This window comes from Nocardiopsis sp. Huas11 (assembly GCF_003634495.1).
Classification (GTDB): domain Bacteria; phylum Actinomycetota; class Actinomycetes; order Streptosporangiales; family Streptosporangiaceae; genus Nocardiopsis.
The window spans coordinates 1,062,309-1,086,384 of sequence record NZ_RBKY01000001.1 but is presented as its reverse complement, the minus strand read 5'-3'; the positions used below and the strand labels follow the sequence as shown (position 1 = coordinate 1,086,384).

Annotated in this window: 23 protein-coding genes; 13 read left to right on the top strand and 10 right to left on the bottom strand. The window is 72.9% G+C overall.

Annotation, left to right across the window (positions count from 1 at the left end):
* The first annotated feature begins 2 nt into the window (after positions 1 to 2).
* On the top strand, positions 3 to 1,682 hold the full coding sequence (locus tag DFP74_RS04785) for a DUF5719 family protein (RefSeq protein WP_121180594.1): 1,680 nt from the start codon (positions 3 to 5) through the stop codon (positions 1,680 to 1,682).
* A 74-nt stretch (positions 1,683 to 1,756) separates the two neighbouring features.
* On the opposite strand, the gene DFP74_RS04780 is transcribed toward DFP74_RS04785, so the two are convergent.
* On the bottom strand, positions 1,757 to 2,152 hold the full coding sequence (locus DFP74_RS04780; RefSeq protein ID WP_121180593.1) for a metallopeptidase family protein: 396 nt from the start codon (positions 2,150 to 2,152) through the stop codon (positions 1,757 to 1,759).
* A 228-nt stretch (positions 2,153 to 2,380) separates the two neighbouring features.
* Between DFP74_RS04780 and DFP74_RS04775 the strand changes: the two genes are divergently transcribed.
* From DFP74_RS04775 to DFP74_RS04750, 6 genes are all read left to right on the top strand, one after another.
* Complete coding sequence (locus DFP74_RS04775; protein WP_121188031.1) at positions 2,381 to 2,782, top strand: DUF3499 domain-containing protein; 402 nt, start codon at positions 2,381 to 2,383, stop codon at positions 2,780 to 2,782.
* 133 nt (positions 2,783 to 2,915) lie between these two features.
* Positions 2,916 to 4,355, top strand: a complete 1,440-nt coding sequence (locus tag DFP74_RS04770; RefSeq protein ID WP_121180592.1) for a phosphomannomutase/phosphoglucomutase — start codon at positions 2,916 to 2,918, stop codon at positions 4,353 to 4,355.
* A 111-nt stretch (positions 4,356 to 4,466) separates the two neighbouring features.
* Positions 4,467 to 4,643 (top strand): Trm112 family protein, encoded by a 177-nt coding sequence (locus DFP74_RS04765; RefSeq protein WP_082376097.1) that lies wholly within the window; start codon positions 4,467 to 4,469, stop codon positions 4,641 to 4,643.
* Between the two features lie 155 nt (positions 4,644 to 4,798).
* Positions 4,799 to 6,166, top strand: coding sequence for a serine/threonine-protein kinase (locus DFP74_RS04760; RefSeq protein WP_121180591.1), 1,368 nt, complete (start codon positions 4,799 to 4,801; stop codon positions 6,164 to 6,166).
* Positions 6,167 to 6,219: 53 nt separating this feature from the next.
* Complete coding sequence (locus DFP74_RS04755) at positions 6,220 to 6,579, top strand: tyrosine-protein phosphatase (protein ID WP_158612964.1); 360 nt, start codon at positions 6,220 to 6,222, stop codon at positions 6,577 to 6,579.
* A 127-nt stretch (positions 6,580 to 6,706) separates the two neighbouring features.
* Complete coding sequence (locus DFP74_RS04750; protein ID WP_121180590.1) at positions 6,707 to 7,369, top strand: TetR/AcrR family transcriptional regulator; 663 nt, start codon at positions 6,707 to 6,709, stop codon at positions 7,367 to 7,369.
* A 60-nt stretch (positions 7,370 to 7,429) separates the two neighbouring features.
* Here the strand turns inward: DFP74_RS04750 and DFP74_RS04745 are convergent, their stop codons facing one another.
* Positions 7,430 to 8,572 carry a hypothetical protein gene (locus DFP74_RS04745; protein ID WP_121180589.1) on the bottom strand — a complete coding sequence of 381 codons (1,143 nt, stop codon included), beginning with the start codon at positions 8,570 to 8,572 and terminating at the stop codon, positions 7,430 to 7,432.
* A 125-nt stretch (positions 8,573 to 8,697) separates the two neighbouring features.
* Positions 8,698 to 9,114 (bottom strand): MerR family transcriptional regulator, encoded by a 417-nt coding sequence (locus DFP74_RS04740; RefSeq protein WP_121180588.1) that lies wholly within the window; start codon positions 9,112 to 9,114, stop codon positions 8,698 to 8,700.
* A gap of 127 nt (positions 9,115 to 9,241) precedes the next feature.
* Between DFP74_RS04740 and ahcY (DFP74_RS04735) the strand changes: the two genes are divergently transcribed.
* On the top strand, positions 9,242 to 10,678 hold the full coding sequence (ahcY, locus tag DFP74_RS04735) for an adenosylhomocysteinase (protein ID WP_233571299.1): 1,437 nt from the start codon (positions 9,242 to 9,244) through the stop codon (positions 10,676 to 10,678).
* Positions 10,679 to 10,854: 176 nt separating this feature from the next.
* On the top strand, positions 10,855 to 12,117 hold the full coding sequence (ahcY, locus tag DFP74_RS04730) for an adenosylhomocysteinase (RefSeq protein WP_121180586.1): 1,263 nt from the start codon (positions 10,855 to 10,857) through the stop codon (positions 12,115 to 12,117).
* Between the two features lie 69 nt (positions 12,118 to 12,186).
* Here the strand turns inward: ahcY (DFP74_RS04730) and DFP74_RS04725 are convergent, their stop codons facing one another.
* Positions 12,187 to 12,990 (bottom strand): RDD family protein, encoded by an 804-nt coding sequence (locus DFP74_RS04725; RefSeq protein ID WP_121180585.1) that lies wholly within the window; start codon positions 12,988 to 12,990, stop codon positions 12,187 to 12,189.
* A gap of 110 nt (positions 12,991 to 13,100) precedes the next feature.
* Here DFP74_RS04725 and DFP74_RS04720 point away from each other — a divergent pair, with 110 nt between their 5' ends.
* Positions 13,101 to 14,093 carry a stage II sporulation protein M gene (locus tag DFP74_RS04720; protein WP_121180584.1) on the top strand — a complete coding sequence of 331 codons (993 nt, stop codon included), beginning with the start codon at positions 13,101 to 13,103 and terminating at the stop codon, positions 14,091 to 14,093.
* Positions 14,094 to 14,135: 42 nt separating this feature from the next.
* On the top strand, positions 14,136 to 14,396 hold the full coding sequence (locus tag DFP74_RS04715; RefSeq protein ID WP_121180583.1) for a DUF397 domain-containing protein: 261 nt from the start codon (positions 14,136 to 14,138) through the stop codon (positions 14,394 to 14,396).
* Between the two features lie 7 nt (positions 14,397 to 14,403).
* Here DFP74_RS04715 and DFP74_RS04710 read toward each other — a convergent pair whose 3' ends face one another.
* On the bottom strand, positions 14,404 to 16,410 hold the full coding sequence (locus DFP74_RS04710) for a tetratricopeptide repeat protein (protein WP_121180582.1): 2,007 nt from the start codon (positions 16,408 to 16,410) through the stop codon (positions 14,404 to 14,406).
* Positions 16,411 to 16,556: 146 nt separating this feature from the next.
* Between DFP74_RS04710 and DFP74_RS04705 the strand changes: the two genes are divergently transcribed.
* A complete protein-coding gene (locus DFP74_RS04705) occupies positions 16,557 to 16,751 on the top strand; it encodes a DUF397 domain-containing protein (protein WP_233570803.1) in 195 nt (64 codons plus the stop codon).
* On the top strand, positions 16,715 to 18,079 hold the full coding sequence (locus DFP74_RS04700; protein ID WP_370013339.1) for a glycosyltransferase: 1,365 nt from the start codon (positions 16,715 to 16,717) through the stop codon (positions 18,077 to 18,079). Before DFP74_RS04705 ends, DFP74_RS04700 begins: the two co-directional genes overlap by 37 nt.
* An 80-nt stretch (positions 18,080 to 18,159) precedes the next feature.
* Here the strand turns inward: DFP74_RS04700 and DFP74_RS04695 are convergent, their stop codons facing one another.
* The 5 genes from DFP74_RS04695 to DFP74_RS04675 are packed head-to-tail and all read right to left on the bottom strand — an operon-like array spanning position 18,160 to position 23,971.
* Positions 18,160 to 19,461 (bottom strand): DUF58 domain-containing protein, encoded by a 1,302-nt coding sequence (locus DFP74_RS04695; protein ID WP_121180580.1) that lies wholly within the window; start codon positions 19,459 to 19,461, stop codon positions 18,160 to 18,162.
* Positions 19,461 to 20,444, bottom strand: a complete 984-nt coding sequence (locus DFP74_RS04690) for a MoxR family ATPase (RefSeq protein ID WP_121180579.1) — start codon at positions 20,442 to 20,444, stop codon at positions 19,461 to 19,463. The genes DFP74_RS04695 and DFP74_RS04690 overlap by 1 nt, the downstream gene beginning before the upstream one ends.
* Before the next feature lie 49 nt (positions 20,445 to 20,493).
* Positions 20,494 to 21,687, bottom strand: a complete 1,194-nt coding sequence (locus DFP74_RS04685) for a DUF4350 domain-containing protein (RefSeq protein ID WP_121180578.1) — start codon at positions 21,685 to 21,687, stop codon at positions 20,494 to 20,496.
* Positions 21,684 to 22,319: a DUF4129 domain-containing protein gene (locus DFP74_RS04680; RefSeq protein ID WP_121180577.1), complete on the bottom strand. Its 636-nt coding sequence runs from the start codon at positions 22,317 to 22,319 to the stop codon at positions 21,684 to 21,686. Before DFP74_RS04680 ends, DFP74_RS04685 begins: the two co-directional genes overlap by 4 nt.
* Positions 22,316 to 23,971, bottom strand: a complete 1,656-nt coding sequence (locus DFP74_RS04675; RefSeq protein WP_121180576.1) for a glycerophosphoryl diester phosphodiesterase membrane domain-containing protein — start codon at positions 23,969 to 23,971, stop codon at positions 22,316 to 22,318. The genes DFP74_RS04680 and DFP74_RS04675 overlap by 4 nt, the downstream gene beginning before the upstream one ends.
* Positions 23,972 to 24,076 lie beyond the last annotated feature (105 nt).

Genomic DNA, 24,076 nt, shown 5'->3' with positions numbered 1-24,076 from the left:
CCGTGCGACTGATCGTGGAGAACCGCTTCGCCCTGTTCGGGCTGGTCGCGTTGGCGCTGGTGGCGATGCTGGGCATCGCGTACGTGGTCCGGCCGGTGCACGTCGTCCTGGGCGAGAGTGAGCCGGGCACGATCCGCCCGGACCACTCCGTGCGCGTGTGCCCGGCCCCGCACGAGGGCGCCGACGACGCCGAGAGCTCGATCCGGGCGTTCGCGCCCAGAGTGGACCGCGACGACGAGGGCTCCCTGCGGGCCGGCCCGATCCCGGCCGTGCGCGGCACCGACGAGGACGCGGCGGCGGACGACGAGGAGGCAGAGGACACGGAGGACACGGAGGACGCCGACGAGGCCGAAGGGGAGTCGGACGCCGATGGCCCGGACGGCTCCGACGACGGCGCCGAGGGAGCCGACGGCCGCACCCTCGGGGAGGAGCTCACCGAACCCGGGCTGCTGTGGAACACCGACACGGGGGCCGAGACCGACCCCGTCGCGCTGCACGCCGAGGGCGCACTGGCCTCCGGGCTCGACGCCTCGCAGGTCACCGTGACCGACGACGGGGTCACCGAGGTCCGCTGCCTCGAACCCTCCATCGGCACCTGGTTCGCGCTGCCCGGCGGGAGCGACCCCGAGGACGTGGCCGTGGACTCGCTCACGGCCCACCTGGCCAACCCCGAGGACTCCCGGGCCACGGTCAGCGTCGACGTGTTCACCACGGAGGGGCCCTCGTACTCCTCCGAGAGCCGCGGCATCGCCCTGGCGGCGGGGGAGTCCACCGAGCTCGACCTGACCGACCTCGTCGCGAACTCCGGTGCCATCGGCGTCCACGTGCGCACCAGCACGGGCCGGGTGGGCGCCGCGCTGCTGGCCGAGCACTCCTCCGGCGCGACCGACTGGGTCCCGCCCACCACGGGCCCGGACGTGGAACACGTGATCCCCGGCGCGCTCGGGGGCGACGGCACCCGCCGCCTCTACGTGGCCGCGCCCGGTGACGAGCCCGCCGAGGTGCGCGTCCACGTGGTCGGCTCCGGCGACGCCGAGGAAGAGGGCACCGAGGAAGAGGAGGCCGAGGGGGAGCCGGAGGAGACCGTCGGCACGGCGGGGGACCCGCTCGTGCTCAACGTCGCCCCGGCCGCGTCGGCGTGGCTCACGCTGGAGACGGCGCTGGCCGGAGAGCCCGGCACGGTGGTCGTGGAGTCGGACGTCCCCGTCGTCGCGGGGGTCGTCGCCGAGATCGAGGACTCCGGCGGCGACGTCGTCGAGACGGCCTACTCCGCCGCGGTCGAGCCGCTGGCCTTCCCCCACGACACGACCGCCGTCCTGGCCAACGTCCCCGAGGACGTCGAGACACAGCTGGTCCTGGGAGCGGTGGACGCCGACGTGTCGGTGATCGCCACCCCGATCGGTGACGACGGCACTCAGGGCGACGCGGTCAAGATCACGGTCGGCGCGGGCACCACACGGATGTTCGGCACCGAGGACGACGCCTGGGAGCGCCCGCCGGGCACCGACCCCGAGGACGCCTACGCGGTGCGCCTGGAGCTGCTGGACGAGTCGGCGGGACCGGTCCACGCCGCCCGGGTGCTGCGCTCAGGGCTGTCGCTCAGCGTCGTGCCGGTGCACCCGGCGCCGATCCGGGTGGAGCTGCCGGTCGTCCGGGACACCATGGTCGGAGTCGTGCCCTAGCCGAGGGCGGCCTACCTCGATCCCAGGGGGTGAGAGGTAGGCCGTTCGACCCGTGGGGGCGCCGGAGGAACCGGTCAGCTCTCGGGGTCCACGGACTCCGGTTCCACCCCCAGGAGGTTGGCGACCTCCTCGACCACGGTCTCGTGGACCAGGAGAGCCATCTCCTCGGGATCCTTGGTGCGGATCTCCACCGGACGCCGGTAGACCACGATGCGGGCGCGGCCCGCGGGGTCGGTGTCCAGGCGTGAGAAGGGGATCGACTCGGTCGGGCGCCCCCCGAGCGGAATCGGGGGGACGTCCTCGACGAGGAAGTCGACGTTGGCCAGCTCCCGAGCCCACAAGCGCTCCAGCCGTTCGACCGCGTCCAGGACAAGGTCGTCGAAGGCCTGCGCTCGGCTACGGAATACCGGCAGGTCAGACGGCACGAGAGGACCGCGGATGCCTCGGCCGCGGCGGTCCCGGCGCCGCACTCGGTCTGGTTGGCCACTGGAAAGGCGCACTCGTCGCACACTTCGAGACTAAGCCATCCCGGGCCCCGCGCGTAGTCCCATGTGCCTCGAAGGTGGACTCGTGCCGGAGACGGCCGGAGGAACCCCGTCGGACCGGGACCGCGGCCATGGTGCGGACATGACCCGAAACGGCCCAGTTCATGGCACGAAGCTGGCGTGTCCCTCGGTAAGGGCATACAGTCAGTGGCTGTGAGCCCAGTTCGACGCTGCTCCCGTACCGCGTGCAGACAACCAGCCGTATTCACGCTCACGTACGTCTACGCGGACTCGACGGCCGTCCTCGGCCCCCTCGCCGCCTACGTGGAGCCGCACTGCTACGACCTGTGCGCCATGCACGCGGAGCGGTTGACCGCCCCGCGCGGGTGGGAGGTCGTACGCCTGCCGGTGGAGACCTCGGGCGGCGGCCCTGGGAGCGACGACCTGGAGGCGCTCGCCGACGCCGTGCGCGAGGCTGCGCGCCCACCCGCGCGCCGCGAGCCCGCCGAGTCCGTCGGAGAGGGCTCCGAGACCCTGCGGCGGGGCCACCTGCGCGTGGTCCGCTCCGACCCCGGCCGCGGTGAGCCCGGCCCGCCCCGCAGGCCCCGCGACTGAGCCCGGCCGCCTCCGCGGCCGCCGGTGGTGCCCCTGGGGGGACGCGGTGACCGCTTGCTAGTTTTGTAGCGCGCGCGGACCCGTCCGTGCGTGGGACCGAATCTGGAGCACAACCGACCGGGCCGGAGCTGAATTGGCTGATCTCGGAAGCATCTTCAAGGCGTACGACGTGCGCGGGGTGATCCCGGACACCTTCGACGCGGGCATCGCCCGCGCCATCGGAGCGGCCTTCGCGCGCGTGGTCGGCGGCCCCGCGGTCGTCGTCGCACACGACATGCGCCCCTCATCGCCGGAACTGGCGACCGCCTTCGGCGAGGGCGTCACATCCCAGGGCGTGGACGTGGTCTTCACCGGCCTCGGATCCACCGACCTGCTGTACTACGGCTCGGGGCAGCTCGACCTGCCCGGCGCCATGTTCACCGCCAGCCACAACCCCGCCGAGTACAACGGCATCAAGATGTGCCGGGCCGGCGCGGCGCCCATCAGCGCCGACACCGGACTCGACGAGATCCGCCGACTCGCGGAAAAGAGTCTGTCCGGGCCGAAGGCCTCCGTTGAGGGTGGTAGCCCGTCCTCGCGCGAAGCGCCCTCGACGGGCGATGGCGGGCGACGGGTGGGCCCGGCGCACGACGGGCCGCGGGGCTCGGTCACGGAGAAGGACCTGCTGCCCGGCTACGCCGCCTACCTGCGCGACCTGGTGGACCTGTCGGACGTCCGTCCGCTCAAGGTCGCCGTGGACGCGGGCAACGGGATGGGCGGCCACACCGTGCCGGCCGTCCTGCAGGACGGCGGCCTCCCGCTGGAGATCGTGCCCCTGTACTTCGAGCTGGACGGGACCTTCCCCAACCACCCCGCCAACCCCCTCGACCCCGACAACCTCGTCGACCTCCAGGCCAAGGTGCGCGAGTCCGGGGCCGACATCGGCCTGGCCTTCGACGGCGACGCGGACCGCTGCTTCGTCATCGACGAACGCGGCGAGGCCGTGCCGCCCTCGGCGATCACCGCCCTGGTGGCCGCCGAGGAGCTCAAGCGCGAGCCCGGGGCCACCATCATCCACAACCTCATCACCTCGGCCGCCGTCGCCGACATCGTGCGCGAGCGCGGAGGGGTCCCCCTGCGCACCCGCGTCGGCCACTCCTTCATCAAGGCGACGATGGCCGAGACCGGGGCGATCTTCGGCGGCGAGCACTCCGCCCACTACTACTTCCGGGACTTCTGGAAGGCCGACACCGGTATGCTCGCCGCGATGCACGTCCTGCGGGTCCTGGGGACGGACGACCGTCCGCTCTCCGAGATCACCCGGGAGTACACGCGCTACGCGGCCTCCGGCGAGGTCAACTCCAAGGTCGACGACGCCGCCGGCCGCATGGCGGCGGTACGCGCGGCCTTCGAGGGCCGTGAGGGCGTCACGATCGACGACCTCGACGGCATGACCGTCACCCTGCCGGGCGGCGCCTGGTTCAACCTGCGCGCCTCCAACACCGAGCCGCTGCTGCGGCTCAACGTCGAGGCCGCCGACGACGCCGGCGTGGCCGCGCTGCGCGACGAGGTCCTGGCGATCGTCCGGGCCTGACCAGGCATCATGGAGGGACGGGCGCGGACCGCCGGCCGCCGCGCCCGTCCCGCTCCGCCGGCACCACGGCCCGGGCCCGACGGCCCCGGCCCCCTATGAGGAACGAGAACGATGAGCACGAAGATCGACGACTGGCTGCTGGAGATCCTGGCCTGCCCGCAGAGCCAGGCCCCGCTGCGCCACGACCCCGAGACCGACGAACTGGTCTGTGACGAGAGCGGCCTCGCCTACCCCATCAGGGACGGCATTCCGGTCCTGCTGGTCGACGAGGCCCGAAAAATCGGTTGAGGTCGGAGGGAACGTTACGGACGTTTCAGCAGTCATATCGGGAGCGACAGGGGCCGAGGTGTCCCTTTCGGACGTGAGGGACCGCGTCGCGGTATTCCCCACAACCCGTACCCTGGTGCTGCGCCCCGCCAAGACGACCTCCCTGGAGGACACAGATGCCCGGTCCCGAATCGCTACGGCCGAGCGACCCCGTATCGTTCGGTGAATACAGCGTGACCGGACGCCTCGGAAAGGGTGGCCAGGGCGTCGTCTATCTGGCGGAGGCCCCCGACGGCGAGGAGTTCGCGGTCAAGGTCCTCAACGACCAGTGGTCCCAGGACACCGACCTGCGCAAGCGGTTCGAGAAGGAGGTCCGCGCCGCGCAGAAGGTCGCCTCCTTCTGCACCGCCGCGATCATCGACGCCCAGCTCGACAGCGACCCGCCCTACGTGGTCAGCGAGTTCGTGCCCGGCAAGGACCTCCAGGAGACCATCGCCAAGGGCGCCACCCAGAAGGGTTCGCGCCTGCAGCGACTGGCGGTCTCGACCGCGACCGCGCTCGTGGCCATCCACAAGGCCGGGATCGTGCACCGCGACTTCAAGCCCGGCAACGTCCTCCTGGGTCCGGACGGTCCGCGGGTGATCGACTTCGGCATCGCCCGGATCGACGACGGCACGGCCACCATGACCAACTCGATCGTCGGTACGCCCTCCTACATGGCGCCCGAGCAGATCGAGGGCCGCGGGATCACCGACAAGTGCGACATCTTCGCCTGGGGCTGCGTCATCGCGTTCGCCTCCACCGGCAAGGCGCCCTTCGGCGCCGACACCGTGCCCGCGGTGGTGCACCGGGTCGTCAGCGCGCCGCCGGAGCTGGACGGCATGGACGAGGACCTGCGTCCGATCGTCGAGGCCTGCCTGGACAAGAACCCCGACAACCGCCCCAACGCGCAGACCCTGCTCATGCGCCTGCTCGGCCACGACGGACCGGCCGACGCCTCCTCCGCCGACGACGCCCTCAAGCAGGGCGAGCAGATCGCCCAGACGGGTCTGCTCACCGGCGGCCAGGTGCCGCCCCTGCGGCCCCAGGGGCCCCCGCAGCCGCAGCCGCCCCACCCCCAGCAGCACGCCACCGGCGGGCACCCCCCGATGACCTCGGACCCCCGCATGGGCCAGCCCCCGGGGATGTCCAACCCGCGGCCGGGCCAGATGGGCCACCCCATGAGCTCCGACCCCCGCCACGGGTTCGGCGGCCACCCGGGGATGTCCAACCCCCGTCCCGGCACTCCGGGCATGCCCGGCGTGCCCGGAGCCCCCGGCGGCTACCCCCAGCAGCGGCCCGCGCCGCACGTGGCGCCGCACGCGGGCAACCCGCTGGCCACGGGCATGAACCCCAACCAGACCTTCTCCCGCCCCGGGATGCCGCAGCCCATGCCGCGCCCCGTCGAGCAGGAGTCCGTCCTCCAGCAGAGCTGGGTCATCCCGGCGGTCCTGATCACCATCGTGATCCTGGTGCTCGTGATCCTCATCATCGCGCTCTCCTAGGTTCCGCCTCGTCCACTCTCGGGCCGCGCCGCACCCCGCCGCGGCCCGCACGTGTGTCCGGCGACGCCCACTGCGCGGCGGGCAAGGACCGGACCGGAGTGCTGGCCGCCCTGCTGCTCGCGGCGGTCGGAGCCGGGGAGGAGGCGGTCGTGCGGGACTACGCCCGCACCGAGGAGACCCTGCCCGGGATCGCCCGCAGGGTCGCGCACCTGGTCCGCCCCGAGCACGGCGGCGCGTTCGCCGGAGCGGCGGCCGTCCAGGGGCCGGTCATGGGGGCGCGGGCCGCGACCATGCGCGCCTTCTGGCGGCTCATGGCCGAGCGCCACGGGGACCCGCTGGGCGGTCTCCGCGCGGCCGGCCTCGCCGAGGACGTCGTCCCGCGGCTACGCGCCCGACTGATCCAGGACGCCTGACGCTCACCCGGGCACGGTAGGTTCCTGCGGTTCGGACCGGGCGCGCACCGTGCCCGGGGCCGGACGCGTCCAGACCCCTCCGTGCCCGTCCGCCACGCGGCGGGACGACCAGACCCCGAGGACCACCATGCCCACGCAGACAGCACGCGGCCCGGGACGGCCGCGCGAGGAGGCCGCCCGCAGCGCGCTCCTGGACGCGACGGCGGAACTCCTGCTCGAACACGAGGATCCGGGGCGGGTGACGGTGGCCGCGATCACCGAGCGCGCCGGGGTCGCCCGAGCGACGCTCTACCGGCGGTGGGAGTCGCGCGAGGAGCTCATCGCCGAGGCCCTGGACAGCGTGCGCGAGGTGCCGCACATCCCCGACACCGGTGACCTCGTGGCCGACCTCGAACCGTGGCTCGGCCCGGAGTCCGTCGGCGACGACCCGCGCACCCACCGGCTGATCCGGATCCGCCTCACCCAGTCCCTCGGCAACCCCGAACTGCGCCGGGTCTACTGGGAGCGCTACATCCGGCCGCGCCGCCGCCCCCTGCTCGACCGCCTGCGGGCCGAGGTCGACCGCGGCGGCCTGCCCGCGGGCACCGACGTGGAGATCCTCGCCGAACTCGTGGCGGCCGCCGCCTACTACCAGTTCCTGGTACGCCCCGACGACGGCCGCGCACTGGACCGCATGCGGCGCGCCCTGCGCCTGCTCCTGGGGCAGCGAGGGGTCGACGGTGACGTCCCCGCCCACGCGAGCGGGACCGTGCGGCGACCGGGACGGTTCGACGCCGACGGCGACGGATGACCTGAGGCGTGCGGGGCCTCGGAGCCCGAACGTGGACGGCCCGCGGGGCCTCACGGGGTCTCAGAGGCGGGTGAGCGCCTGCATGGAGCGCGAGAGGGCCTCGTCGACGAGGTCGCGCACCTGCGGCCACCGGTCGTCCGCGCAGTCGGTGGGCATGACGGTGACACTGTCCTCGACGGCCATGTCCAGGGCGTCGCGCACGCCGTCGGGGGTGGCCAGACGGGCGTTGGCGGTCACCGCGAGCACCCCGGTGCGCGGGTGCCCGATCTCCTGGACGACCACGGCCAGGGTCAGCGACGCGTCGCCGACCGCCAGTTCCAGTACCGTCCACCAGTGCGCGGCCCCCGGGGTGAGCACGGTGGGCGCCGCCGCGGCGGCGCCGACGGCGTCCGCGGACGGGGCGTCCGCGCCCCCCGAACGCACCGAGGAGCGGGCTTCGGGGTCCATGGAGCGCAGGATCAGCGACACCGACTCCGCGCGCGCGTGGAGGTAGTCCTGGAGCCGTCTGCGCAGCACCGCGGCCAGCGGCGGGATCGCGGGGCGGGGCCCGGGGACGGTGTCGGGGGCCCAGCTCAGCTCGTCGCGCAGGGCGCCGGTCACCAGGCGGGCGAACCGGCTCACCAGGGTGGCGAAGCCGTCGTCGGGGCGGGCCGGCTCCGACGCCGGATCCGGCAGCAGCGGCGGGAAGTCCGCGCGGCGCAGGACCAGGGACGCCAGGACCCACGGCAGGACCCACGGGGACCGGTCGCGGGGCGTGGCCGACGCGTCCAGCTCGGTCAGCACGGCCACGCACTCGGCGTAGGTGTGGGCGGCCCGCACCACCGGATGCGCCGGGAGCGCGGCGGCCTCGGCCAGGCGGCGTGCCCGTTCGGCGCCGAGCTCGCCCCGGGGCGAGCGGGAGGCGCAGTCGTCGGGCAGGGCGGCGGCGTCGCGGTGGAGCTCCTCGACGACCTCGGCGGTCACCGGGCGCCCGGACATCCGGTCGCCGGCGGCGGACTCCAACAGTGACTCCAGGGCGGGGCCGCCGCCCATCTGCCGGACGCGGCGGTCCATGGACGCCCGTCGCGCGGCTCCGCGGGCCTCCCGGGACTGGCCCTGGCGGTGCTGGGCCCAGATCGCCCGGAGCCGGTCAACGTCCATGAGGTCATCGCGCACGCGCTCCGGAAGACGGTCCGGAGCAGCGCTGCCGCTAAGGGTATCCACGTGAGACTCCGTAGCCCGTGCGCTCCCCGCCAAAACCTGTCACGGGGCTCCATCTGTGGCCGTGACCGGCCGCGCAGGGGTGTCAACCCCGCGTCGGGAGCGGCGTCGGGCCCCGCCGGGCGGGTTCAGCGGCGCCGGTCCTGCAGGAGCCGCATCGCCTTCTGCTTGTCGAAGTCCAACGCGCGGGTGGGCGCGGCCGCCAGGCGGCCCAGGCGCTCGCCGTGCTCGCGGACCCGCGCCAGCACCTCGGGTTCGGCGAGCACGCGCAGAGCGAACGCCAGCGCGGCCGGGGGGATGTCGAACTCGCGCTCCAACTCCAGGCCCGTGGCGATCGTGCGCAGGTCCTCCTCGGTGAACCTGCGGTGCCGGTGGCCGCGGCCGGTCGGCTGCTCCTGGGTACGGGGCAACAGCCCGAGTCCCTCGCGGTAGCGCAGCATCCGGGCGCTGGTGCCCACCTGCTCGGCGGCCGCCGAGATCGGTACGGGCCCGGCCGTCCAGGGGGAGCGGTCGGGTGTGCGCGGGGCGTCGTCGCGGGCGGCCATGAAGGCGACACTAATCGAAACCGGAGACCAACGAGGGCAAAGTTGACATTCGATTGTCAGCTTTGTGCCGTGGCCCTCCGTGCGGCTCTAGAATCGTGGTGCAACCACGATGACGAGTGAGGAACGCATGGCTTTCGACTTCAAGGTCGCCGATCTGTCCCTGGCCGAGTTCGGACGCGACGAGATCCGGCTCGCCGAGCACGAGATGCCCGGGCTCATGGCCACCCGCGCCGAGTACGGGGACAGCAAGCCGCTCAGCGGCGCGCGCATCATGGGCTCGCTCCACATGACCGTGCAGACCGCCGTCCTCATCGAGACCCTGGTCGCCCTGGGCGCCGAGGTGCGCTGGGTCAGCTGCAACATCTTCTCCACCCAGGACCACGCCGCGGCCGCGATCGTCGTGGGCCCCGACGGCACTCCCGAGGACCCCAAGGGCGTCCCCGTCTTCGCCTGGAAGGGGGAGACGCTGGAGGAGTACTGGTGGTGCACCGAGCAGGCGCTCACCTGGCCCGGCGCCGAGGGCCCCAACATGATCCTGGACGACGGCGGCGACGCCACCATGCTCGTCGTCAAGGGCGCCGCCTACGAGAAGGCCGGCGCCGTGCCGGACCCCTCCACGGCCGACAGCGAGGAGTTCGCGGTCGTCCTCGGCCTGCTCCAGAAGAGCCTGGCCGCCGACTCCGGCAAGTGGACCAGGATCGCCTCCGGCATCCGCGGCGTCACCGAAGAGACCACCACCGGCGTGCTCCGCCTGTACGAGATGCAGCGCGACGGCACCCTGCCGTTCCCGGCGATCAACGTCAACGACTCGGTCACCAAGAGCAAGTTCGACAACAAGTACGGCATCCGCCACTCGCTGCCCGACGGCATCATGCGCGCCACGGACGTCCTCATCGGCGGCAAGGTCGCCGTGGTCTGCGGCTACGGCGACGTCGGCAAGGGCGCGGCCGAGGCCCTGCGCGGCCAGGGCGCCCGCGTGATCGTCACCGAGATCGACCCGATCAACGCCCTGCAGGCGGCGATGGACGGCTTCCAGGTCACCACCCTGGAGGACGTGCTGGACACCGGTGACATCTTCATCACCACCACCGGCAACTTCAACGTCATCATGGCCGACCAGATCACCCGGATGAAGCACCAGGCGATCGTCGGCAACGTCGGCCACTTCGACAACGAGATCGACATGGCCGGCCTGGCCAAGGTGCCCGGCGTCAAGAAGAAGGAGATCAAGCCGCAGGTCCACGAGTGGACCTTCCAGGACGGCAAGTCCGTCCTGGTGCTCTCCGAGGGACGCCTGCTCAACCTGGGCAACGCCACCGGCCACCCCAGCTTCGTGATGTCCAACAGCTTCACCAACCAGGTCATCGCGCAGATCGAGCTGTTCACCAAGCCCGACGAGTACCCGACGGCCGTGTACACGCTGCCCAAGCTCCTCGACGAGAAGGTCGCGCGGCTGCACCTGGACGCCCTGGGCGTCAAGCTGACCTCCCTCACCAAGGAGCAGGCCGAATACATCGGCGTCGACGTCGCCGGACCGTACAAGGCCGACCACTACCGCTACTAGCGCGTGCCGTACCGGGCCGCCCGTCGGGAACGGGCGGCCCGGCGCGGGCACCGTACGTCCGGAGAAGGAGTCAGGGTGCTTTCCCTGTCGATCGATGAGAACGCGGTGAGAGCCGTGCCGGACCCTCGCGCGGCAGGGCGGGTCCTGGCGGACCGCACCCCGGCAGTGGGACGGGCATGACCGAGCCCGCACACGAGGTGGCGGACCTCGGCCTCGCGGAGGCCGGGGTCCGCCGGGTGGACTGGGCCGAGCGCTCCATGCCGGTGCTGCGCACCGTGCGCGAGCGCTTCGCGGCCGAGCGGCCGCTGGAGGGCCTGCGGATCGCCGCGTGCCTGCACGTGACGGCCGAGACCGCGAACCTGCTGCGCGCCCTGCGCGCGGGCGGCGCGGAACTCGCCCTGGCCGCGTCCAACCCGGTCTCGACCCAGGACGACACCGCCGCCGCCCTGGTGGCCGAGTACGGGGTGTCGGTCCACGCGTGGGCCGGCATGGACCCCGTCGCCTACGACCGCAACCTCGTCACCGTGCTGGAGACGCGGCCGCACCTGCTGCTGGACGACGGGTGCGACCTGGTCAACACGGTGCACTCCGAGCGCCCCGACCTGCTGGAGGGCATCCTCGGCGGCTGCGAGCAGACCACCACGGGCGTCATCCGGTTGCGCCGGATGAGCGCCGAGGGCGAACTGCGGCTGCCGATGGTGGCCGTGAACGACACCGCGACCAAGCGCATGTTCGACAACCGGTACGGCACCGGACAGTCGACCATCGACGGCATCCTGCGGGCCACCAACGCGATGCTGGCGGGCCGCACCGTCGTCGTCGCGGGCTTCGGGTACTGCGGACGGGGCCTGGCCGAGCGCGCCCGCGGCATGGGCGCGCGCGTGGTGGTCACCGAGGTCGACCCCGTCAAGGCGCTGGACGCGGTGATGCAGGGCTACACCGTCACGACGATGGCGGAGGCCGCACCGGTCGGGGACGTGTTCGTCACCGTCACCGGCAACCGCGACGTGGTCGCCGGCGAGCACCTGGAGCGGATGAAGGACGGCGCGATCCTGGCCAACTCCGGCCACTTCGACCTGGAGATCGACCTCGACGCGCTCGACGCCCTGGCCGTCACCGTGAACCGGGGCGTGCGCGAGCAGGCCGACGAGTACGTGTTCGCCGACGGCCGCCGTGTCCTGCTGCTGTCGGAGGGGCGCCTGGTCAACCTGGGCGCCGCCGAGGGGCACCCGGCCGCGGTGATGGACCTGTCCTTCGCGGTGCAGGCCCTGACCACGGAGTGGCTGGCCCGCTCGCACGCCGACCTGGCCCCGGGCGTGGTCGACGTTCCGGTCGAGACCGACACCGAGGTGGCCCGGCTCGAACTGGCGGAGCTGGGCGTGCGCATCGACGCCCTCACCGCGGGCCAGGAGGCCTACCTGAGCTCCTGGCGGCCCTGAGGGCCGTGTCCGTGCTCCCGGGCGCGCGGCCTGCCGCGCGCCCGGGAGGAGCGGGCCCCGGCCCGCGGATCAGTAGCGGGGGCGCTGAGCGGTGTCCAGGTGGCGGCGCCGGCGCTCGGCCAGGACGGCGGCCAGGAAGTAGGGCGGCGTGGTGCCGGGCGGCGGGGGCGGGCTGATCTGGGCGGCGACCTGGTCGGCCAGGCGTGCGCCCATCTCGTGCCGGGTGTGCTCGGCCAGCTCCTGGTAGCGCAGCACGTACTGGCGGGCGGCCGCTGCGGTCTCCTCGGCCAGGCCGGAGAGTTCGGCGCCGGCGGCCCACCCGGCCAGCTGCGGCGGCATCGGGATGTGCTCGACCCTGCGCCGCCCGGTGCGCTCCTCCACGACCATGGTCCCGGCCACGAAGTCGCCCACGCGGCGGCCGTCCCGGTTGATCATCGACGTGATCAGCGCGACCACCCCCGTGAACATCCAGATCTCCACGAACCCGGCCAGGGCCCGCGCCAGCGCCTGGCGGAAGCGCTCGGGGGAGCCGTCGGTGCCGACCACGCGCAGGCCCATGGCCATCTTGCCGAGGGAGCGGCCGCGGGAGATGGTCTCGAACGCCGTCGGATAACCGACCAGGATCAGCACCAGGCCCGCGAGGGAGACCGCGCTCGTGGCGGCCACGTCCACGCCGAAACTCATCCAGGCCACCAGCACGATCAGCACGGCCAGGGCTATCAACTGGACGAGGGCGTCGATGGCGATGGCGGCGGCCCGCGTGGCGAAGCCGGCGGGCCTCAGATCGAGGACCACCGCGTCACCTGTGACCAGCGGTGTGACGCCGTAGACGTCGCCACTGGTCTCACCGCCTCCGGGGTAGGACACCAGCACACACTCCCTTGAGGGCCGACTGCAACCGTCCTCTCGACATTACCCGGCGCACCTCAGGCACGTTCGCACCGGCGGGCACCGGTGGGGGCCGATCCAGTAGGGTCCAATGCGTGGATATCGACGTCTTCGCCGCCGCGCACGCCCAGGAGTGGAAACGGCTGGACGACCTGGTGCGTAGGCGCCGGTCGCTGCGGGGGGCGGAGATCGACGAACTCGTCGACCTCTACCAGCGGGTGTCCACGCACCTGTCGGTGGTGCGCTCCTCCGGCCAGGACCCGGCCCTGGTGGGCCGTCTGTCGACGCAGGTGGCCCGGGCCCGCTCCGCGGTCACGGGCGCGCACGCGCCCGCCTGGCGCGACGCGGCGGCGTTCTTCACACGGGTGTTCCCGGCGGTGCTCTACCGGTTGCGGTGGTGGTGGATCGGCGTCTCCGCGGGCACGGTGCTGCTCTCGACGGCCGTGGCCGTGTGGATGGTGACCAACCCGGACGTGATGCACGCGGTGGGCACACCCGAGGAGATGGCCCGCTACGTCGAGCACGACTTCGCCAACTACTACGTGGAGAACCCGGCCGGCTCGTTCGCGGCCCAGGTGTGGACCAACAACGCGTGGGTGGCGGCACAGGCGATCATCTTCGGTGTGGCCTTCGGGCTGCCGACGCTGTACGTGCTGGCGATGAACGGGGTCAACCTCGGTTTCGCGGCGGGGATGATGATCGGCCACGGACGCGGAGAGCAGTTCTTCGGGCTGATCCTGCCGCACGGCCTGCTGGAGATGACGGCGGTGTTCGTGGCGGGCGGCGTGGGCCTGAAGCTGGGCTGGACGATCATCGCGCCCGGCGACCGCACCCGCATGCGCGCCCTGGGAGAGGAGGCCCGCGCGGCCATCGCGGTGGTCCTGGGGCTCGTGGTGGTGCTGTTCGTCTCCGGCCTCATCGAGGGATTCGTCACCGGCTGGGTCCACACCACCTGGCTGCGCATCGGTATCGGTGTGGTCGCCGAGGTGCTGTTCCTCGCCTACGTGTTCACGGTCGGCCGCAAGGCCCACCTGGAGGGGGAGACGGGCGACATCAAGGGCGCCCCGGCCGCCGTCCCGGTGAGCTGAACCCCCCTGCGGGGGAGGGGCTCCCGTGCCATCATCGGCCCCATGGACGACGCCCCCCACTGGTTCAAGAGTTCGTACAGCACGTATGAGGGAGCATGCCTGGAGGTGGCCCCGGTGGAGGAACGGTCGTGGTTCAAGAGCAGCCACAGCTCCTATGAATCGGCGTATTGTCTGGAGGCGGCCTACTCGGGCCCGGCCGGCATGCTGGTTCGGGACTCCACCCATCGGGGGCACGCGGAACTGGTATTCACCGCACGCGCGTGGTGGGGGTTCGTTCGGTTGATCGCAGTGCCGACAGGTTGATCCGGACTCAGGACCGGCCCAGGCGCTTTTCGGCCTCCGCCAGGCGCTCACGGGTCCGACGAGTATCGGGGTGCTCTGTCCCCAGGGTGTCCGTTCGCACCGCCAGGACGTGGGCGAACGCGTCAAGTGCCGACACGAGGTCGCCCTGTTCCAGGCACGCCACACCGACGTAGTACTCGGCTTGTGCGGTCGTGTGGTGGTGTTCGCCCCACAACCGGGTCCGGATCTCCCACACACGTCGGAACATCGCCTCCGCGGACTCCGGGTCGCCCTGCCGCATGATGACGAAGGCCAGGTTCTCCATGGCGACCTGGGTGGAGAAGTGGCTGAGGCCGAGAAGCTGGACGCGGGCTTCCAGCACAGTGCGCGACTCGCGCTCGGCCGTGTCCCAGGCACCGCGCATTCCGTGGATCATGGCCAGCTGGTGGCGGCTGTCGAGGACCCGGGGGTGGTCGGGCCCGAAAACCCTGCGGCGCGCCTTGAGCACGTCGCGATGGGTCTCCTCGGCCTCGTCCAGGCGCCCGGTGTTCTGGTGTGCCTCGGCGAGATGGTGCCGGGCGGCCAGCGTGGTCGGGTGGTCGTCACCGATGGTGGAGCGTGCCACCGGAACGAGCTCGGTCAGGGCCCCCGTGGCATCGTCGAAGTGGCCGAGGAGGAGCATCGAGTGCGCCGCGGCGACGAGCACGGCCAGCGTCCGGGGGTGGTCCGGGCGCAGCACCGAGTAGAGCCGGCTGAGCGCCGTGTACCCGGCGAACTCCAAGTGGGGATCGCTGTGGTGCTGTGTTCCCAGGAGTCGTTCGACGACTTCCAGGCCGGGGAGGTCGCTTGCGGTGAGTGCCGCGCGAACGGTCTCGGCTATCAGAGGGTGCAGGCGCAGGCAGGTCTCGTCGCGCGCACGCGTGAGGGCGACCAGCCCGTGGACGACCAGCGCGTTGATCGTGCGGGCCAGACCGGTCTCGTCCAGACCATCGAGTGCGCCCCCTCGCAGCTCTGAGACGGGGAGCCTGCGCAGGGGGACGTCGGTACCGTCGGATCCCAGGACCGCGAGCACCCCGAGCAGGGTGGCCGCGTGCGGGTCCTGCTCCGCCACCAGGCGTACGGACAGCTTCCAGACCCCGGAGAGCAGCTGGCGCTCGGCTTCGCCACCGGTGACGAACGGTGCGGCGAGTTCGTCCATCGCGGACACGTTCTGATCCAGTGCGGCGAAGAGCGCCCGTGCGTCGGGGAAGAGCACTTGATGCGTCGCCAAGATGCGTCCGGCCAGGAAGAGCGCCAGGGGGACCCCGCCCAGACGAGCGGCGAGTTCGTCCGCTCCGGCGAGTTCGGTCATGCCCGCGTGATCGGTGAGGGTCTTGGCCGCGGCCGTCGCGTCCAGTTCTCCGAGCCGGTGAACGTGCGCAGGCGCCCACTGTGCCGGATCGTCCACACGGCTGGTGACCAAGACGAATCCGCCGGGGCTGGCTCGCATCCACCCGAGCTGGTCGCCCGGCCGGTTCTCCGGGTCCAGCTCCTCGGGACGGTCCGCGTTGTCGATGACCAGCAGCCACGGCCGGGGCGCCTGGTCCAGGTGCCGCCACACCCACCGGGCCGCCTGATGCCGGGTCGGCCTGACCTGGTCGGCCTCCGTCCGGGAGCCCCCGACTTCGACGGCGGCCTCCAGCATGCTCGCCGCCACGTTCCCCGGACGCACCCAGAACACCGTCCACCCGTCCGCGCGAGCCCGTTCGGCCAGGGCCGCGGCCACGGTCGTCTTGCCGAACCCGCCGGGTCCGGTGAGGACGTGGGGAACGGGCGCGCCCACCTCCATGGCTGCGCTGAGCGTCTCCAACAGCCCTTCCCGCCCGCGCACGGCCGTCGCGAGGCGGGGTGGGTCCAGGGACACGTCCGCGAGCGGTGCGGGGGGTGCGGCCGGGACGTTGATGGTCACGCCGCCGTGGATGTCCCTGGCCTGTACCAGTTGACCGGACACGGCACCGCGGACGGTGTTGTCATGAGCGTCGGGGGGAGAAGCCATGCCCCCATCCTGCCCGTCTATCGTCCAGGCCGTGAGCCGCGTTGGTACGACTGTGACGCATGTCCAATATCGGACGATCGGCTCTGGAATGGACTGAGGGCGAGGCCTAGGTTTGCTCTGTGTCGATCGAGCGCGGAGGTGTGTCTGTGGGGAGCGGATCGGATGTCACGGGGGTGCAATGGTGGAAGTCCTCCTACAGCGACTTCAACAGCAACTGTGTGGAGGTGGCCGAGATCGGTGACCGCCTCTGCGTCAGGGACTCGCGCAACGCAGAGCTGGGCTTCCTCGGCTTCACCCGAGACGAGTGGACGGCGTTCCTCGAACCCGTGTCGGGAGTCTGATCCGATTCACCAGCGCTCAGCGCCCACCCCGCTGTCTGGCGGTCCTGCACAGCGGTATCACCGATGATGGTGGGGCCGTGCTCAACCGTATGCTGCTGGCTGCGTTGGCCGAGGACGCCCAGGTCACTCTGCTGACGGTCGGCGGAGTCAGTGACTACGGGAACGTGAAGGTTTGCGCGCTCACCGGTGGCGGGCGCCCGACACAGGTCGACAAAGCCCGTGCTGTACTGAACGAGGCCATACGGAGCCATTGGCCGAAGGACATCGGTCTGCCTTCGAACCCCTTCCACTTCGACATGGTGTTGGGGTCCGGATGGACTTCGGGCAGGGAAGCCAATCTCCTGCGCAGGACCTTTTATCCCACCGCGGTCACGGCGAACGCGTTGCACATGGATCCACGGGGGCTGGGTGAGGCTCTGGGGGACATCGGAAACGGCGGCCGCGTAGCGGAGATCCACAGGGAGATCTTCCGGGAGTCCGATCTCGTCTTCGCCCCTGGTCCCAAGGCCGCGCGTGATGCCCGACGGCTGGTGGGGGAGGAGGGCTCTTCTTCCCGGACCCCCGTCCACGAGCTGATCCCAGGTGTCACCCCCGTGACCGGAGCCCCGCACCGGAAGGGACCGGTCTTCGAGCTCCTCATGCTCGGCCGGGTCGTCGACCGGAACAAGGGCGCGCTGGACGTGGCCCGTGCGGTGGGCGATCTGCTCCGATGGGGCGACCGGCGCGTGCGGCTCACCCTCAGAGGGGTGCCGCCCGGTCAGGTGACCTCGTTCCAGGCGTTCATGGACGACGTGGCCGGGCAGGCCGGAGCGGTCCGCGTCCTGCCCTTCACGGAGGACCGCGCACGCGTCGACGCCGACATCGACGCGTGCGACGCCCTCGTCGTCGCCTCGGAGAACGAGGCGTACGGACTCGTGGCCGGAGAGTGCGCCGCGCGGGGCAGGCCCTTCCTCGTCGCACGGGGGAACGGGAACGGGTTCGCCGAACTGCTGTCGGAACCGGGCGGGATCGCCGGGGAGGCCGGGCGCCGGTTCGTGGTCGAGGACGCCGGCACCGTCTCCTCCTACGGGCGGACCATGGGGTCGGCGCGTCCGTACGCGGGCCCGCGCCACCGGGTCATCGTCCAGGCGATCGCCGAGCTCATGGACGACTACGACCGCATGGCCGGGCACGCCCGGAGCCTGCGGAGCGCACTCGCCGACTACACCCCCGCGCACATGGCCCGGGCGTTCGGCGAGGCCGTCCACCGGGTCATGAGCGGGGACCGCACCTCGACCAGGCAGGGAGCCGGTGGGCGCCTCCTCGTCCCGGACCGGTGCCCGGTGTGAGGGCGCCCCGGTCGGCCGGGGCCCCAGGGATCAGGACGGGGCGGATGACGCCCGCCGCCTGGTCCTGGGGCCCGTGCGGCTCACAGCCGCCCCTGGGCCTTGAGGTTGATGTAGGCGTCGGCCAGGGCCGGCGCGATGTGCTCGGGATCGGCGTCGACCACCTCCACGCCCAGCCGCCGCAGCTCGGCGGTCACCCGGCGGCGCTCGTCGAGCGTGCGCTCGGCGGACGCGGCCCGGTACACCGCCTCGGCGCCGCCCCGCTCCTCGGCCATCGAGTCCACGGCCGGGTCGCGGACCGCCGCGACCATGAGCAGGTGACGGGCGGTCAGCGCGGGCAGCCGGGGCAGCAGCCCCTCCTCCAACGCGGCGGCGTTGAGGTCGGTCAGCAGGACCACCAGCTTCCTGGCCCGCCCCTGGGTGCCCAGGATCGTGCCCACCAGCCCCGCCGGATCGGACTCGACCAGCTCCGCCTCCAGCGGCGCCATCGCCTCCACGATCCGGCCGACCTGGCTGCCCTTGCCCGAGGAGCGCACCTGTGCCCGCGTGCGCCGGTCGTAGGCCAGGAAGTCCACCCGGTCGCCCGCCTTGCCCGCCAGGGCGGCGAGCAGCAGCGCGGCGTCCATGGCGTGGTCCAGGCGCGGGGTGTCGCCCACGCGCCCCGCCGACGTGCGGCCCGTGTCCAGCACGATGAGGATGCGGCGGTCGCGTTCGGGTCGCCAGGTGCGCACCACCACGCCTTCGCCCCGGGCGGTCGCGCGCCAGTCGATGGACCGGACGTCGTCACCGGGCACGTAGTCGCGCAGCGAGTCGAACTCGCTGCCCTGCCCGCGCACCATCGCCGTGTGCTGGCCCTCCAGCTCCCGCAGTCGCGACAGCTTCCCCGGCAGGTGCCGGCGGCTGTGGAACGGCGGCAGCGTCCGTACGGTCCATGGCGCCGACAGCGTCCGTTGCCGCCCCGCCAGTCCCAGCGGACCCACACTGCGCACGGTCAACCCCGCGGCCCGGGCGTCGCCCCGACGGGTGGGGGTCAGCGTCGTGCTCACGCGGCGCCGCTCACCGGCGTCGACGGTCAGCGCACGCGAACGCGGCGCGGCGTGAGCGCTCGGCGGCCAGGCGTCGCGCACCGAACCCCGCAACCGTCGCCGGGACGGGTTGGTCAGCGTCACGGACACGGTCGCCGAGTCGCCCAGCCGCAGCGAGGTCTCACCCTCCCGCGACAGCCGCAGGGCGCGGGGGCTCGCGGCCAGCAGGAGGTCCACCGCGATCAGTGCCACCAGCAGCCCCAGGGCCACCGCCGTCACGACCGGGCCCAGATCACCCGAGATCGCCACCGCCGCCACCGCCACCAGGGCCAGGAGCGCGGCGCGGCCGGTGACCACCATCAGCGGGGCACCGGGACGGAGGCGAGCACACCGTCCAGGATTCCGTCGCTGGTCGCGCCCTCCAGCTCGGCCTCGGGCCGCAGCGCGATCCGGTGCCGCAGCGTGCCCTTCGCCAGCGCCTTGACGTCGTCCGGCGTCACGTAGTCGCGGCCGGTCAGCCACGCCCACGCCCGGCTGGTGCGCAGCAGCGCCGTGGCGCCGCGGGGCGAGGCGCCCAGCTGCAAGGACGGCGACATCCGCGTCGCCCGGCACAGGTCCACGATGTATCCGAGCACCTCGGGGGCCACCCGTACCTGCTCCACCGCCAGGCGCGCCGCGTGCAGTTCGGCGGCCCCCGCCACGGGGCGCACGCCGGCGGCGGCCAGGTCGCCCGGGTCGAAGCCCTTCGCGTGGCGGCCCAGCATGTCCACCTCGGCGGCGCGCTCGGGCAGCGGGATGGTCACCTTGAGCAGGAACCGGTCCAGCTGCGCCTCCGGCAGCGGGTACGTGCCCTCGTACTCGACCGGGTTCTGGGTGGCGGCCACCATGAACGGCTCCGGCAGCGCCATCGGGCGCCCCTCCACCGTCACCTGGTGCTCCTCCATGGCCTCCAGGAGCGAGGCCTGCGTCTTGGGCGGGGTCCGGTTGATCTCGTCGGCCAGCAGCAGGTTGGTGAAGACCGGTCCCTTCATGAACTCGAACTTCGCCGTGTGCTGGTCGTAGACGAGCGAACCCGTCACGTCGCCCGGCATCAGGTCCGGGGTGAACTGCACCCGCTTGGTGTCCAGGGACAGGGACGCGGCGACCGTGCGCACCAGCAGTGTCTTGGCGACACCGGGCACGCCCTCCAGCAGCACGTGGCCGCGGCACAGCAGTGCCACGACCAGGCCGGTCACCGTTTCGTCCTGGCCCACGACCGCCTTGGCCACCTCGTGGCGCAGGTCGGTCAGCGCCGATCGCGCCGCCTCGGCGGATGGCAGTGCCTCGGGTGTGAAGGCGCTCACGTGCGGTCTACCTCTCTCGATACTGGAACGAATGGCGTGCCGACCCCGGTCACCGCAGCCGCCGGGCGCGGGCGTCCAGTTCGTCGGCCAGGCGAACGAGCGCGCCGTCGTCGGCCGTGAACGGGTCGGGGTCGACGGGGTGCAGCAGGGCGGACAGGGTCGAGGGATCGTCGCCGGTGCGGGCGGCCAGCGCCGAGACCACGGCCTCGTCGCCGGCGTCGGAGGCCAGGCCGAGCTTGGGCACCGTGCGGTCCAGGAAGCCCCGGCGCAACGCCAGCGCGGCGCGGTCCCGCGCGTGGCGCGAACGGTACAGCGCGGCACGGCCCAGCGTGGTCTCCGAGGCCTGCACCACGACCGGCAGCGACTCGGGGACCAGCGGACCCAGCCGGCGTCCCCGCCACAGCGCCAGCAGGCCCAGGGCCGCCACCAGCGGGACCGCCGCCCAGCGCAGGCCGAGCGGAAGGAGCTCGACCAGGGTCGCCGAACCCGCCTGCTCCGGCGGGTCGGGACGCAACCACACCACGTTCTCCGCGGACATGAGGTTCAGCGCCAGCGGGGCGTTGCCCTCCACGTCGAGTTCGGTGTTGGTGAACGGTTCGCCGGTGCCCAGCACGGTGGTCGTGGAGGTGCCGTTCTCGACCCGGATCAGGGCCTCGCCCGAGCCGGCCGGGTAGCAGCCCACGGCACCGGAGTCCTCCGGGGCGCCGTAGAGCTCGCCCCCGACCTCGGCGTCGCCCGCGGCCACGGCCTCGGTCATGGTGCACAGCGGCGCCAGGGTCTCGCCCTGCTCGGTGCGTCCGGTGACGTCGACGCCCGGCGCGAACGCCTCCAGGGACCGCAGGGTGGGCTGGACCAGGACCGTGTCGGTCTCGTGCGCGGCCAGCGAGTCCAGTTCCTCGGGCAGCAGCCGGTGGTCGAGGAAGACGACCAGGACGCTGTCCCCGTCGGCCGCGGCCAGCGCGTCCTCGGCGTCGGCCGAGGAGCGCACCACGTCGACGTCGCGGTCCTCCTCCAGGACCCGGACCAGCGCGCGCGCACCGTCCGGGGAGACGCTGTCCGGCTCCAGGTAGCCCTCGGGGAACTGCTCGGTGCCCAGCGACAGCAGGACCGAGACCACGACCAGGGCCGTGACCAGCACGAGCGGGACGCGGACGGAGCGCCACAGGCGCGCGGCCCCCGAGCCCGAGGGCGGGCGGTCCTGTCCCGCGGCGGGCGCGGTTGGCGGTGGGACGGTCGCGGTCACGGGTGCGCCTCCTCGGCCTGGGCGGGCCGGGCGGCGCGCAGCCGCCCGTCCAGCTCACGCAGCACGCGCGCGGAGTCCGCGGTCGCGTCGCGGTCGCCGTAGGCCACGTCGTTGAAGATCGCGGCGCCCTCGTGCAGCGCCGCCGCCTCGCCCGGCAGGACCGCGGCGGTCTCCGCGGCCAGCTCGGTGGCGGTGCGGCCCGCGCGGGGCGAGATGACGGCCCGGTCCTCCAGGTCGACGCTGACCGCGCGCAGCCGCTCGGCGACGGCCTGCGCGTACTCGCCCCGGGCCTCGTGCGCGTCGGCGGCGGTGCGGTGGTCGGCCGCCGAGAGCGGCCGGCCCTCGTGCACGGGAACGCGCCGCGCGCGGCTGCGCGACGGGCGGAGGTAGACGATCATCCAGATCACCAGGGCCGCGGCGACCACCAGCAGGGCGACCAGGTACCACTGCCCGGACAGCACGCCGCCGCCCATGTCGGCCAGGCGCTGCAGCAGCTCCATGAACCAGGCCCGCAGGCGGTCGATGAGGGAGGGCTCCTGGGCCCCGTACAGCGGGTCGGTGAGCTCCTCGAGCGCGCGCCGCCGTCCCTCGTCGCGGGTGACCTCCAGGTCGGCTGCGAGGTGTGGTGTCACGCCTGCCTCTCCGGAAGGTAGATCTCCGGTCCCACCTCGTGGCCCGCCTGGGAGGCGGTGTGCAGCTTCAGGTCCAGGCCCTCGCGGCGCATGCGCAGGTCGATGTAGAGCAGGGTGCTCACCCCGACCGTGAAGGGCGTGGTGAACGAGGAGATCAGGACGGTGCCCACGTAGATGAGGGCGCCCGCGGCGACGGGGACCCAGGCCTCACCGGGGAAGAGGAAGGAGGGCACGACCGACAGCACCGTGAACGGTGTGGTCAGCAGCTGGCTGACCACACCGACCAGCAGCAGGGTCAGCAGCAGGACACCGAACACGCGCCACCAGCTGCCCTGCGTCAGGCGCCAGGACCGGGCCAGGGCCCGGGTCGGGCTCAGGCGCTCCAGGACGACGATCGGCATGGCGAAGTAGATGCGCACGGAGATCCAGGCGGCCAGCACGAGTCCGCCGACCAGGCCGATCAGCACCGTCAGGATCATGACCACGGCCCCGGCCCCCTCCGCGCCCGAGGAGATGAGTGCGAAGCCGATGAGAACGCCGACCGCGATGAGGCCGAACACGATCACCGACAGCCCGACCGAGATCGCCAGCTGGAGCAGCGCCAGGCCGGCCACCGCCCCCAGCCGGGGCTTGGCGGCGGCCCACGTCTCGGAGGGGCTGAGCTTGCGGCCCAGGACGGCGAGGCCGATCGCGCAGGTCAGCAGACCGGTCAGCACGATCGTGCCCGCGTAGCTGATCAGGGAGCCGCCGTAGAGGGCGACGAGCGACCAGGTGGAGAAGGGCAGTGGATCGTCGGGGTCGATCGAGTTCGGGTCGGCGAGCAACTGGTCCATGAAGCGGCCGTAGTCGGACATGTAGCCGCCGAAGCCGACCGAGCTGACGATGCTCGCGACCGCCATGACGATGAGCGACACCCCGACGAAGGTCTTCGGGTTGTGCCGGATGAGGCTGAAGGCACCGTTGAGCAGGTCGCCGACGGTCATCGGCCGCAGCGCGACCACACCGGGCTTGGGCGCCTGGGGCGGCCGGCCCGGCCCGCCGCCGTGGCCGGGGCCCGGAGGGTGTCCCTGGCCCGGGTGGCCGCCGGGAACCGCGTGCCCGGGCGCGCCCCACTGGCCCGCGGCCGGGGGGTGCCCGGCCGCGGCGTACTCGCCACCGCCGGGCGGAGCGAAGCCGTACTGTGCGTGCTCGGACGAACCTCCGCCGGGAGCCGCGAACCCGGGGGCGTCTCCGCCGGGAGCCGCGAACCCGGGTGTGCCTCCGCCGGGCGGCGCGTATCCGGACGAGCCTCCGCCGGGCGGAGCGTAGCCGTGCTGTGCGTGCTCGGACGAACCTCCGCCGGGAGCCGCGAACCCGGGGGCGCTCCCGCCGGGCGGTGCGAATCCGGGCCGCGGGCCCTCAGCCGGGTGGTCGGGGGTCGTCGCACCCTCCCGGCCGCCCTCCGGCGCGGTCGCGCCGGGAGCCGCGAACCCGGAGTCCCCGGGTGCCGCGAAGCGTGGCGTTCCGGAAGCGGTGCCCCCGTCCCCGTGCGCGGCCGGGTCCGCCGCGGAGCCGCCCTCGGTCGCCGCGGCCCCAGGCGAGTCCGTCCGCTCCTCGTCCGAGCGCTCGGGCACCGCCTCGGGTTCGTCCCGGCGGCCGTCCTCCTGGGTCATGTGGCCCCGCCCTCCGTGGGGTTCGGTTACGCTGCGCGAGCGTCTGCGCGCGATTCTCGTCGTGCTGGAATCCAACCTACCGGCCGGTTCCCCCGGCTATTGGCG